The 12,983-nt window shown below is 39.7% G+C and carries 11 protein-coding genes; 5 read left to right on the forward strand and 6 right to left on the reverse strand.

Features of this window, described 5'->3' with window-relative positions:
* The first annotated feature begins 111 nt into the window (after nucleotides 1–111).
* The 3 genes from JMX75_RS05605 to JMX75_RS05615 all read left to right on the forward strand — a co-directional run bounded on the left by JMX75_RS05605 (nucleotide 112) and on the right by JMX75_RS05615 (nucleotide 3,205).
* A complete protein-coding gene (locus tag JMX75_RS05605) occupies nucleotides 112–1,041 on the forward strand; it encodes a branched-chain amino acid transaminase (protein WP_201531392.1) in 930 nt (309 codons plus the stop codon).
* A 173-nt stretch (nucleotides 1,042–1,214) separates the two neighbouring features.
* A complete protein-coding gene (locus JMX75_RS05610; RefSeq protein WP_181210564.1) occupies nucleotides 1,215–2,213 on the forward strand; it encodes a glycosyltransferase family 4 protein in 999 nt (332 codons plus the stop codon).
* Nucleotides 2,214–2,224: 11 nt separating this feature from the next.
* Nucleotides 2,225–3,205 (forward strand): glycosyltransferase family 4 protein, encoded by a 981-nt coding sequence (locus JMX75_RS05615; RefSeq protein ID WP_181210565.1) that lies wholly within the window; start codon nucleotides 2,225–2,227, stop codon nucleotides 3,203–3,205.
* A 7-nt stretch (nucleotides 3,206–3,212) separates the two neighbouring features.
* Here JMX75_RS05615 and JMX75_RS05620 read toward each other — a convergent pair whose 3' ends face one another.
* Both JMX75_RS05620 and JMX75_RS05625 read right to left on the reverse strand, forming a co-directional pair.
* Nucleotides 3,213–3,986, reverse strand: coding sequence for a glycosyltransferase family 25 protein (locus tag JMX75_RS05620; RefSeq protein WP_181210566.1), 774 nt, complete (start codon nucleotides 3,984–3,986; stop codon nucleotides 3,213–3,215).
* A complete protein-coding gene (locus JMX75_RS05625) occupies nucleotides 3,987–5,552 on the reverse strand; it encodes a glycosyltransferase family 2 protein (RefSeq protein WP_201531393.1) in 1,566 nt (521 codons plus the stop codon).
* Nucleotides 5,553–5,857: 305 nt separating this feature from the next.
* Between JMX75_RS05625 and JMX75_RS05630 the strand changes: the two genes are divergently transcribed.
* A complete protein-coding gene (locus JMX75_RS05630; protein ID WP_201531394.1) occupies nucleotides 5,858–6,979 on the forward strand; it encodes a glycosyltransferase in 1,122 nt (373 codons plus the stop codon).
* On the opposite strand, the gene JMX75_RS05635 is transcribed toward JMX75_RS05630, so the two are convergent.
* From JMX75_RS05635 to aspS, 4 genes are all read right to left on the reverse strand, one after another.
* On the reverse strand, nucleotides 6,972–7,814 hold the full coding sequence (locus JMX75_RS05635) for a hypothetical protein (RefSeq protein ID WP_201531396.1): 843 nt from the start codon (nucleotides 7,812–7,814) through the stop codon (nucleotides 6,972–6,974). The two genes, JMX75_RS05630 and JMX75_RS05635, sit on opposite strands and share 8 nt — an antisense overlap.
* 60 nt (nucleotides 7,815–7,874) lie before the next feature.
* Complete coding sequence (locus tag JMX75_RS05640) at nucleotides 7,875–8,675, reverse strand: glycosyltransferase (protein WP_201531398.1); 801 nt, start codon at nucleotides 8,673–8,675, stop codon at nucleotides 7,875–7,877.
* Between the two features lie 105 nt (nucleotides 8,676–8,780).
* The gene (locus JMX75_RS05645; protein ID WP_201531400.1) at nucleotides 8,781–9,707 is read right to left on the reverse strand and encodes a lysophospholipid acyltransferase family protein; all 927 of its coding nucleotides are present in this window, start codon (nucleotides 9,705–9,707) and stop codon (nucleotides 8,781–8,783) included.
* A gap of 67 nt (nucleotides 9,708–9,774) precedes the next feature.
* Complete coding sequence (gene aspS / locus JMX75_RS05650; RefSeq protein WP_133104246.1) at nucleotides 9,775–11,601, reverse strand: aspartate--tRNA ligase; 1,827 nt, start codon at nucleotides 11,599–11,601, stop codon at nucleotides 9,775–9,777.
* A 363-nt stretch (nucleotides 11,602–11,964) separates the two neighbouring features.
* On the opposite strand from aspS, the gene sohB reads away from it, so the two are divergent.
* Nucleotides 11,965–12,945, forward strand: a complete 981-nt coding sequence (gene sohB / locus JMX75_RS05655; RefSeq protein ID WP_201531402.1) for a protease SohB — start codon at nucleotides 11,965–11,967, stop codon at nucleotides 12,943–12,945.
* The last annotated feature ends 38 nt before the right edge of the window (nucleotides 12,946–12,983 follow it).

Genomic DNA, 12,983 nt, shown 5'->3' on the forward strand with positions numbered 1-12,983 from the left:
ATATTCGTGCATTAAAACAGACACTCAGTGTCATTATAAAATTTTAATTAAAACATTTACTTAACACTCAACAAAAAAGTTAGACGTTAGCGCTAGCATAAGGATTATTAGATGAATATGGCAACAAAGGAAGGCAAGCTTTGGATGAATGGCACGATGATTGAGCAACCCGATGCCAAGGTTCATGTGCTTACGCACAGCATGCATTATGGTATCGCAGTCTTTGAAGGCGTCCGTGCCTATCAAACCGCTGATAACCGTACCGCGATTTTCCGCTTAAAAGAACATACTGAGCGTCTGCTAGGTTCGGCAAAGATTTTCCAAATGGACGTGCCTTTTGATGCAGCAACACTTGAGCAAGCACACAAAGATGTGGTCAAGCAGAACAATCTAGCAGAAGCTTATATTCGCCCGCTGATTTGGTTCGGTGCCGAAAAACTGGGTCTATCATCACGTGATAATAGCGTCAATGCCATGGTAGCCGCTTGGCATTGGGGCGCGTACCTTGGTGAAGAAGGTATCAAAAACGGTATTCGTGTAAAAACGTCATCATATACCCATCATTTGCCAAACGTGACTATGTGTAAAGCAAAAGCCTCAAGCAACTACCCAGTATCTATCATGGCAAACCAAGAAGTGACCCGTAACGGCTATGACGAAGCCATCTTGATGGATCCACAAGGCTATGTTTGCCAAGGCGCTGGCGAGAACTTATTTTTAGTTAAAGATGGTGTGCTACATACCCCTGATTTAGCAGGCGGGGCACTTGACGGTATCACGCGTCGAACTATTGTCCAATTCGCTGAAGATTTGGGCATTAAAGTTGTTGAGCGCCGTATCACTCGTGATGAGTTTTACTTAGCGGATGAAATATTTATGACAGGTACCGCTGCTGAAGTCACGCCTATTCGTGAATACGATGATCGTACTATCGGTAATGGTGGTCGCGGACCCTTGACTGAAAAGCTGCAAACCTTGTACTTTGATGTGGTTCATGGTCGTAATGAGCAGTATATGGATTGGTTAAGCTTTATTGACTGATTGTGTTACTTTGTTTTTTAAAAAAGCTGGACGTCACTGTCCAGCTTTTTTATGATTAAATGATTCTTTTTAAGTAGAGGTATTAAATAACTATATTCATAAATAGTCTACAATAACTGCTTTTTAAAGTATTTTACTAATCTGGTTTGAACGCACATTATATCGAGGTAGCTGTGAAAATCCTTCATGTTCTGCTTACTAGGATGCCTATACCGCCTTTAAAATATGGAGGCACTGAACGTGTTGTTTGGGCATTATATAAAGGGCAAAAAGAGTTGGGGCATGACGTTAAGTTTATGACCAAGCATCAGAACCAACATCCTGATTCAATTTTATACAATCCTGCTCAGGGAATTGAAGATCAAGTAGAAGGCTGGGCCGATGTTATTCATTTCCATTTCTTATTTCAAGGGACATTAAAAACCCCTTTTGTTTGTACAACGCATAACCAACAGATTACCCCTGCTATATTTCCTAAAAATACTATATTTCTGGGGAAATTACATGCCGAACGTAGTGGGGGAGAAGCGTATGTTTATAATGGCTTATACTGGGAGGATTATGAGCAACCTAATATAAAGCAGCCAGAAAACTATGTACATTTTTTAGCGAATGCAAAATATAAAGACAAAAATTTAAAAGACAGTGTGGATATTGCAAGACAAGCAAATAAAAAATTGCATGTTATTGGTAGTAAACGTTACTGCTTAAAATGGCGTAAAGACGGAAAATATCAACCTTATATTTATCCGGGTAATGATCTTAAGTTTTATGGCATGATTGGCGGTGACAAGAAGAATCAGGTTATTCGCAACTCGCAAGCGTTGATTTTTCCTGTACTAACAAATGAAGCTTTTGGCTTAGCTATGATTGAAAGCCTATATTTAGGCTGCCCTGTTATTGGTAGTCGATGTGGTTCTCTACCAGAGCTCATCAATCAAGATGTCGGTGTTAGTACCGATAGTAAAAGTGTGATGATAGATACTCTAAGAAATATTGGACAATTTAGTCGTCAGCGCTGTCATGATTATGCACGAGACACATTCAATCACCTTGTGATGAGTAAGAACTACTTATGTTTTTATGAAAAAGTCTTAAATGGTCATGCTTTACATGAGACAGCACCTGAGGTGACTCAAAATCTCCCATATGATTTTGTCTTAAAAGATTAAAAGGTTAAATGATGAAAATATTACATGTACTTTTGACTCAGTTAAGTATTCCACCCAAAGATTATGGTGGTACTGAACGAGTGTTATGGGGATTGTATCAAGGACAAAAATCACTAGGGCATGAAGTCAGGTTTTTAACCAAGCACAAAAGCTCACATAAAGATGCGGTCTATTTTGATGAGCAACTGCCTTTAGAAAAGCAAATAGAAGGGTGGGCAGATATCATTCACTTTCATTTTCGCTATGATAATGATATCGATACTCCATTTGTGTGTACTGAACACAGTAACAGCGAGATTGAAAAAGAATACCCTGTCAATACGATCTATTTATCAAAGAAGCATGCGGAAAACTATAATGCCAATTGCTATGTGCATAATGGTTTGTATTGGAATGATTATGGCGAGCCAGACTTTAATCCTAAAAACTATGTCCATTTTTTAGCAAAAGCTTCTTGGCGAATTAAGAACCTGCAAGGAACTGTGAAAATAGCGCAGCAAGCGGATATTCCGCTACATGTATTAGGCGGCGATCGTTTTAACATCCGTCGGAACCCTTATTTTTATACGTCCTCAAAACTGACCTTCCATGGAATGGTCGGTGGTGAGCAAAAAAATCAGTTACTCCGTCACTCCAAAGGATTGCTCTTTCCCGTGTTATGGCATGAGCCTTTTGGATTGGCAGTCATTGAAAGCCTATATCTGGGTTGTCCTGTACTGGCAACACCTTTTGGGTCTCTACCAGATATCATCTCGCAAGAGGATATTGGCGTTTTATCTGACAGTTATGCCGAGCTTGTTGAGGCGACTAAAAATATTGATAGATTTGATAGACGTGCTTGTCATCATCATGCGCAGACGTATTTTAGTCATGTTGCCATGGCAAAAGGCTATATGGAATGCTATGAAAAAGTGCTTGCAGGCGAAGTACTTAATGCAACTAAACCAAGAGCCAAAGCAAATATTAAAGAAAGATTAAAAATGAAAGACTAATTTTTTATTATTCAAAAGGTACGGTAGTGTAAAAAATACGTTTGCCGATACTACGTTTTATCTTTTTGAAAAAATGATTTAAGTCCCTTGGGTTTTTAAGCATATTGCTATTATGTGCTGAACGAGCTTTGCTTATATCACTTTCCAAAGTGGGGTTCTCTGGCTCTAAAATAGTCGATTGTATGCTTAAGGCAGGGGATAATTGATAAACACATGTAATGTTTAATAATTTACCAAATATCAGGTGATCTATTGCTATGTAGTCGTTTGCACTTAATGATCTAACATGCTGAAGCAGGGTAATAGCTGCTTTTTTTGAGATTATATAAGCAGCTGTTCCAGTATGAGAGCTTCTTAAGCGAGAGACACACCGATCCTTATAGCTAATCGATGCTTTATCAAGATGAATTTTTTCAAATGCTGTTTCTAATTTGATAATATCCATGTCAATTAAGTTATCTAATATCCATTGATTATCAGTGAGAAAATTATTAGCATTTTCTCCTAAGTATATATCGTCCTCAAATATTGACATATATTCGAGATTGTCGTCTATTATTTTTTGCCATAAGCAAACATGGCTCAAAAAACAAGCTTTTTCTATAGGTGATAAACGCTCACTTTCTGCCAAGCGTAAACCTAATGCTTTAGACACTTCCGTCAATTGAGAGACTGTTATCGCATCATAGAATTTAAAAGGGATGTTTTGCTTTGTAAATTCTTGAATGATGTGCTGACGACGATCAGTCGCGGTTGTTAAGCTGATGACATGGTTCTGCATTCAATCTTTTCCTTGGTTAAGCTGCCAAAGCATTATATATTTATCCATTGTGTAGCCTAATGAGGCGAAAGCCAAAATATAGCCATAAGCCCCGCCTAATATGTCAGCACGCATGATGTATTCACGAAAGAAAGAAAACCAAGAACGTAATACCATGCCTAAAAGCGTTACCTTTTTACCTTTATGATGTTTTTCTCTTGCCCAATCATGACTGTAGCGCACATTTTTCATCAAAAAATGGTGTAAATTATCATTGGTAATATGCAATAGATAACCTTTCAATACCTCACTTGGAACGCCTTTTTGATCTAACGATTCATGAACGTCTAAATTAGAGTATTTAAATAAGCTATTGGCATATAATCGTGCCAGTTTATCTGTATACCATATTCGTTTCTGTACTTCGACGCCGCAAAACTGATTGACTCGAGCCACACTAAATACTCTATCAGTCTGTAGCGGCTCATTTAACAACCTAGCAATAGAGTGTCTTAAATTATTCTCTAGACGTTCGTCTGCATCTAGTACTAAGACATAATCAAAAGTAGCATAAGATTGTGCCAACTGTCGCTGTCTTCCGAAGCCTTGCCACTGCTCATTGACGTACCATTTAGCACCATACTGTAGGGCAATGGCTTTAGTATCATCTGTGCTACCAGAATCCAAAATAATGATTTCATCTACAATATCTTGTACCGTTTTTAAACATGCTTCTAAATGCTTGCTTTCATTTTTTACAATCATTACTAAAGATAAGCTGCTTTGTTTTTTCGATACGTCTACTGGCTGTAAGTTTTCAGCTATTTCCAACGATTTTATAAATGCTTGCTCTGTTTTATTGTATGTTAGGTCATATAAAATAGCGTATTTATTAAAGGTATACTGCATAAATAGCAGCGAATATATGAGTCCGTATTTGCCTTTTAAGAAGCGTCCATCTATTAGGTACTGCTTAATAAATGCCCAAATTGGATTGAAAATAACTTTATAAAAGCTAATTTTTCTACCTTTTTTATGGCGATCCTCAGCCCACGCCTTAGCATAATCTAAACGTTTTTGTAGCCAAAATAGTGGCGTTTCGGCTGTATGATGGCGCATAAACCCATCTAATGTCTTGGTAATAGCATTATGTAGGACGACAGATTCATGGACAAGATTTTCATTATAATAAAAGTGACAGGGATATAAACGCCAGTGTGCTTTTATTGCCCAATAGCTAGGGTCAATTTCGTGCCCAAAAATACAATCAATACGCTTAATACCATAGACTGTATTATCAGGTTTTTGTGTGATGATCTTTAGTATACTTTCTTTAAGCTGAGGAGTAACTTCTTCATCAGCATCTAATGCAAAAATCCAATCACCGGTCGCATATGACTGTGCCAATTGACGTTGTTTGCCAAATCCTTGCCAATCTGTATTCACATACCATGTTCCGCCATATTGCTCTACGAGCTGACGGCTATTATCGGTGCTGCCTGAGTCTAATACGATGATTTCATCAGCCAATCCTTGCAGAGAAGGTAAGGTAATAGCAAGGTTTTTGGCTTCATTTTTAACTATCATTACTACTGATAAGCGGTATGACCTAATATTTTTTACATGATTCACACCATATGCTCCTGTAGATAGTGATTTAGATTTGCATCAAAATAAGGGCTAATACCCTAAAAAATGGTAGCCTAAAGTTTAATTAGACAATAACAAATGTACTAGCGAATGAATAAAAAAACGTTTTAATAGATGCTTGTTCATAATATAAAAATAGAGGAGACTAGCATACAAAGGTAGAGCGCTGCAATATTAAACAATTATTTTACGGCTATTTATTATACCAAGATAGGCATCACAAGTATGAGAGACGGGTTACTATGATAACTAGCAATAAATTAACTATTTTACTAATATTAAAAGCGTTAGAAGGGCGCGGTGCAGAACGTATGGTCACGACATTGGCGCGTGCCTATATAGATATGGATTATGATGTCCATGTGCTTTGCCTAGAAGATACGACAGATATGTGCTTAGATTCTCGCGTGCATTACCACATTGTCCCTTATAATCAGCCGCTTCTTAATATAGAAACTGAGCAAGCCACCGCTTATAAACAGGTTGCAGCGCGCATTGATGAATATGTGCTAAAAAATATCGGAACACCTAAATTAATCTTGGCCAATATTTACAAGGTTAATTGGATTATGGCATATAGTAAGCTACCAAATATAGTGAACGTATTGCACACCGCAGTGTCCAAACAGTTTCAAAAGAAGCTAGCAATCATACCTGCTCAAACCATAAGTCATTTAAAAGTGGTTTATGGTGCTCATCCGTGCAGTTGTGTCAGTGAAGGCGCATGCCAAGATTTATGGGCATTAATAGGTAACTTAAATAAAACCACAACAATTTATAACCCATGCGATGTCAGTCAAATTCAGCAATTGGCCAGTGAACATTTTCATATTGAAGAGTTTGGCTTGACTGATAAAGGTTATATTATTCATGTCGCTTCGTTTGACGCTATGAAAGGTCATCGTGATTTACTGCAGGCCTATGCCAAAACAGAGCGCAGACTACCATTGGTTTTGGTAGGTAAAGGTCGACTTGAAGATGAAATAAAACAATTAGCGATTGAGTTAAAAATTGAGAATAAAGTATATTTTTTAGGCTTTCATGCCAATCCTTATCCGTTGATTGCGGGAGCCGCACTGCTCGTCATGACCTCTAAGTATGAGGGCTTTGGTTATGTTATCGTCGAAGCGCAAGCCTTAAATATACCTGTTATCAGTACGGATTGCCCCTTTGGTCCAAGAGAGCTGTTACCACAGAAAAATCTAGTTGCTATTGATGATATCGAAGGGTTGGCAGCACTAATAAGTCAGGCATTAGATAATGCGAATCAATTTATAACGCCGTTAAATCAGCAGCTATTACCAAAACACATTGCACAGCAGTATTTAGATTTTTCGCTATCAATAGTAAATGATATTAACTAAAGTCGAAAAGTGATTTAGAGATAGGAGAGTGATTGGTAACGCGCACGCCATATTGTTGATAGGTTTTGGCTAATAAATTAAATGACGGTACAATAGTATTGCTGATGACATTATTTAGCGTCGTGGGCGCGCTACGCTCTCTATCTTCATAAAACCGCGGCTCGTTACTATTAAGTAGATCAACACCATATAAATGCAGTGCGTTTGTACCGCAGGAGAAAGCCAGCTGCGTTGCTACATAAGCCACTGTTCCAGCTTCTACAAAGCCGTAAGTGATGTCTAAGGACAACCCGATAGGTGATGGCTGATGATAGCTATCGATAACAAATTTAGCATGCTTAGCAAATGCTGATAGTGGTGTTTTCCTATTGAGCGCTTGGTGTCGTAACTCCTTACCTAGCAGCAAAAGACTAAATTCTGAATCATTTCCTTTAACACCCCACGGTCTGTCAACAAGATAGATAATACGCATCTTATGATGATATTTTTTTATGATTTCAGGATGGGCACTGACCAATGCTTCTAATACTGCCAAGGTGGCATATAAGGGCTGACCGGTGTAGTATTTGTTTAATATATCGGGCTGATGGAGGATAAAACGTGCATCACTAATGACATAACCGACGACTTTGGTAAAGCTATACTGAGCGGTGAGACTAATACTACCATTAATAAAAATCGTGGCTGTATCTAGTAAAGGTATAAAATCTACCTCAGCAATAGAGGGACCTGAAGCAATGATATTGACAGCTTGTCGGTCAAGGTTTTGTTGATTTTCTTTTGCGTTAAATGCGTAAATAGGGAACGGCTGATTACCAACCTCAAACTCAATCATAGGAGGTAATCCCAATTTCAACTCCAGATATTTTAAAGTAATGTTGGTTTGATGATTAAATTATATCCAATATTCTTTGAGCCAAGGGCTCGGCTTCACATGACGATACCATTTACCGCCGCCCCCTGCTATCGCGTCTGGTGGATTAATCTCGCCATGGAAAATAACAATTTTTGCGCCCTCAGGCAGTATTGGCGCACGTACCAAGTTAAATGGAATAGGGGCAATACACTGATACTTAAAACTGACACACCAGTCTTTATCCCAGTACTCTAAATGATGATGCTCACGTAAATAATTGGACAGATATGCTTGCTCATGACGAACTTGAGTACGAATAGTTTCAAAATTACGTTCAAAATTTGCGAGCAAATCAGGATAAGTATCCATACCGATATTGAAGCGGTATACCGAGCTATTGCCAATCATCCGCCACGGTTTTTTCCAGTCACGAATGATAACCACACTATCTTCATGCTCAGCTTCATAAGTGAAAAAGCCGTCGATATTATCAACGATAACGATATCGATATCTAAAAATAATGCAACGCCTTTTAAATCGTAAAGCTCGGGCTTAAAAGTCGTGAGCTTTTTCCAGCCACGCTCAGGTCCTGCAGGTAGATTGAGCTCAGGGATAGGGTGGCAGATAACAGCAGGATCGATACCAGTACTGTCATCGGTTAAGCAAACCATCTGAAAATCTAAAGTTAGGTTACGATGCACCATGTTATAAAGACGGTTAACATATTCAGCACCATATTTATCACCCCATTTCATACAAATGATATAACGCTGATCAGAGTTTTTACTGTCTGTTGGCGTTTGATTGGTTGGGAAATTTTGATTCATGTCAGTTGCCATAGTGCACTCATATTTATATAAATAAGGGGCTAACTTTTAAAAAATTGATAAAGAATAATAGAATTGAGAGTCTATCAGTAGCGTACGGATTTCACTGTATCGATTTTATTTATTATCTACACTAGGATGATGTGCGCGAATAAATGCGGCTAAATTGGCTTCATCAGTGTTATAAGGGTTGTCTATCATAGGGATATGCTTAAAGCGTCGATAACCCCACATATAATGACTGTAATTGTCTTCAATCATACGTTGCATTGCTAGATTGAGTGCATAAGCTGCCGTTTCAGTATTGCGATCATATAAGGCTGGGTCATCGAGTTTATAGCAATAAATATCAAAGCCATGCCCGTCGTCGCGGCGAATACATGCCAATCCGACCAGTGCGCATTTGGTTTTACTAGCAAGTTTGGAGGCGAGGGTGCTGGTTAACGTTTCAATGCCAAAAAAAGGCACGATGACACCGCCTGATGGGTCAGGAACGTGATCAGGTAAGACAATACTAAAACCACCTTGTTTGAGTGTTTTAAATACTGCTTTTACACCGCTACCATCCGTCGGTACTAATGTCGCATTGAGGCGGGCACGACCTTGAAATATAAAATTGTTGGTAATGTCACCTTTTACGGGCTTATACATGATGGTTGGCGAGCCAAATTGATTGAGCCAAGCATTCATCATCTCCCACGTACCCAAATGCGGTACGATCGCGAGCATGCCGTTAGGACTAGCAAGTCCATCAAGTAAAATGTCTTTATTATGAACGTCACGAATTTGAGCAATACTCCAATCAGGTGGCATCGCCCAGCTTTTGATTGACTCAATGCTGGTTAAACATTGATGATAGATAATCTCTTTGGTTAATGCTTGTTTTTGCAGGTGAGATAACGTAGGAGCAATCAGTGCCATATTGATTTTAACCGTGCGCATGATACTAGCGCTTGGCATCCTTAAGATTATCCACGCAACAAAACGTGCCAGCATCTGCAAGACAGACAGTGGCACGATTTTGAAAATATGATACGGATTCATGACCATTCACACAGTGATGAATCACATAACAGGCACTGTAAAAAATAGCTTCGCATGATCAGACTATTTATTCAGCAGACTTACTGGTGTCAGCTTGTACTTTTTCACGGACACGAATACCAAGCTCACGTAGCTGCTTGGTATTTACCTCAGCCGGTGCTTGGGTCAATGGACACTCAGCAGTTTTGGTTTTTGGGAAGGCAATCACGTCACGGATAGAGCTTGCACCTACCATAAGCATGATTAAGCGATCCAAACCAAATGCCAAGCCACCATGTGGCGGCGCGCCAAATTTTAACGCGTCAAGCAAGAAGCCAAATTTGTCTTCTGCTTCCTGATCATCAATACCCAATGCTTCAAATACGGCTGTTTGCATCTCAAGCGTATTGATACGTAAACTACCACCACCCACTTCAGTACCGTTTAATACCATATCATAAGCGATAGAAAGGGCAGATTCAGGATTGGTTTTTAATTCTTCAACCGAACCTTTTGGCTTAGTAAATGGATGATGCATTGAGGTCCAGCGACCATCTTCAGTTTCTTCAAACATCGGAAAGTCAGTTACCCAAAGTGGGGCCCACTCACAAGTGGTCATTTCTAAATCTAAACCAATCTTTTGACGTAGGGCGCCGATGGCATCATTGACTACACTGGCTTTATCCGCACCAAAGAAGATAATATCATTGCTTTCTGCACCAGTACGCTCAATGAGGCTTACCAATACATCATCAGTCATATTCTTAATGATAGGAGACTGTAGACCAGATTCTTTATCCACACCGTTATTGATGTTGCTGGCATCGTTGACTTTAATATAAGCCAAACCACGTGCACCATAGATACCAACGAACTTGGTATACGCATCGATTTGCTTACGGCTTAATGAAGCACCGCCTGGTATACGTAGGGCAGCAACACGACCTTTAGGATCGTTAGCAGGACCGGCAAACACTTTAAAATCAACGTCTTTCATTAAGTCTGCAACGTCAATCAATTTAAGCGGAATACGCAAGTCAGGCTTGTCTGAGGCATAATCACGCATGGCTTCAGCATAAGTCATACGTGGGAACTGTTCAAATTCAACGTCCATCATCGTCTTAAAGACATGCTTAATCAGACCTTCGTTGATATTCATGATTTCTTCTTCATTTAAGAAAGAAGTCTCAATATCGACTTGGGTAAATTCAGGCTGACGATCAGCACGTAAATCTTCATCACGGAAGCACTTAGCGATTTGATAATAGCGGTCAAAACCTGCGACCATCAATAACTGTTTAAACAGCTGTGGCGACTGCGGTAAGGCAAAGAAGTTACCCGGACGCGTACGTGAAGGCACAAGATAATCACGAGCACCTTCTGGCGTTGCACGAGTCAAGATAGGGGTTTCTACATCTAAAAAGCCATGGTCATCTAAATAACGACGAATCGCTGAGGTAGCTTTAGCACGGAATACCATACGATCTTGCATTTGTGGACGGCGCATATCAAGATAGCGATATTTGAGACGTAGATCTTCTGATACCGTACTTTTCTCATCATTCAATGGGAATGGCGGGGTTTCAGATTTTGCCAGCACTTCAATTTCTTTGGCCAATAGCTCGATATGACCACTGGTCATATTTGCGTTTTCAGTGCCCGCGTAGCGTTGACGGACACGACCTGTAATTTTTATTACATATTCAGGACGTACCGCATCAGCAATAGCGAACGCTTCTGGGGTATCAGGATCGACAACGACCTGCAAGATACCAGCGCGGTCACGCATGTCTAAGAAAATCACGCCACCGTGATCGCGACGACGATGCACCCAGCCTACGACACTAATGGTTTGCTCAATTAAGCTTTCGGTTACGGCTCCGCAATATTCGTCTCGGTATTCGCTATGCGTCATAATATAATTATCCAGTTGTCAGCCCAATTCGAAATACAATAATGCAGCCATCGTTGCGCTTCTTTTAGATAATAACTAGTTTAGTTAAAAGAAGCGCAAACAACGCGATTAAGACAAATAGTCATCACGTTGGCTACAGAAAATTTGGTGTAAACGTATATTATGCCTAATCTGCCTTTGTTATACAACCGAATCAGCCCAATCAAAGCTCAGTAAAGATGGCTATAAGCCGTATTTGTGCCGTAACAATTGCATTAGGTTAAATATTGTTCCTCTGCTTGAAAAGATAAGCGCGCGTGCGCATATCAGCCTAACTTATAAAATTACACTAAGACCGTCTTAATCATTTAAGGAATCGCACTCATGCTTTTTAATCCCTCTAAAAACCCTGTTGAGCTAAGAGTTATCCATCTGAATAAAAACCAAGAGCAACGCCGTGAAGACCTGATGGAGGCGACTCAAGGTAAAGCTGCCCTCAAACAATTCAAAAAAACACTGGCTAAAAAAGCAAAACAAGCCCTAAAAACGAAAACCAAAAATAAGAAAAAAAATAGCGATAGTAAGCAACAAGTTTTTGTACTCGACTTTGATGGTGATATCAAAGCCACTGCTGTTAAACACCTGCGTGAAGAGATTAGCACGCTAATAAGCACGGCGAATAAAGGCGATGAAGTGGTGGTGCGTTTAGAGTCTGGTGGGGGCGTAGTACACGGTTATGGTTTAGCCGCCGCACAATTGGCTCGTCTAAAAGATGCTGGTTTGAAACTCACCGTTTGCGTTGATAAGGTTGCAGCTAGTGGTGGCTATATGATGGCCTGCGTAGCGGATAATATTGTGGCGGCACCATTTGCCATTATTGGCTCTATCGGTGTGGTATCACAACTGCCCAATTTCCATAAATGGCTCAAAAACCATGATGTCGATTATGAGATGTTTACGGCTGGTGATTACAAACGTACCGTGACTGTATTTGGTGAAAATAATGATGAAGATCGTGCCAAATATCAAGAAGAGCTAGAGCAAACACATGAGTTGTTCAAGCACTTTGTCAATCGTTACCGCGGTATGCTTGATGTAGATAAAGTCGCAACAGGCGAGCATTGGTATGGTGAAGATGCGCTGCATTTGAACTTGGTAGATAAATTACAGACATCAGACAGCTATCTGTTAGAGCGTATGGAAAACAACGAAGTATATGCGCTGCATTCACGTCAAAAGCCAACGCTAGCAGAAAAATTAGGGCTATCACAAGCTGCAGAAGCGACCATCAGTATGGCGGTTGATAAGCTGCCAGATGCACTAGCACGATTTGACCTTAATAGCCGTTTAAATATCCTTAAATAAGATTCAGAGGTAAATGCCAAATGCATGGCTAACCTGTA

The sequence above is a fragment of the Psychrobacter sp. LFX-11D genome, assembly GCF_904846475.1.
In the GTDB taxonomy this organism is placed as follows: Bacteria; Pseudomonadota; Gammaproteobacteria; order Pseudomonadales; family Moraxellaceae; genus Psychrobacter; species Psychrobacter cryohalolentis.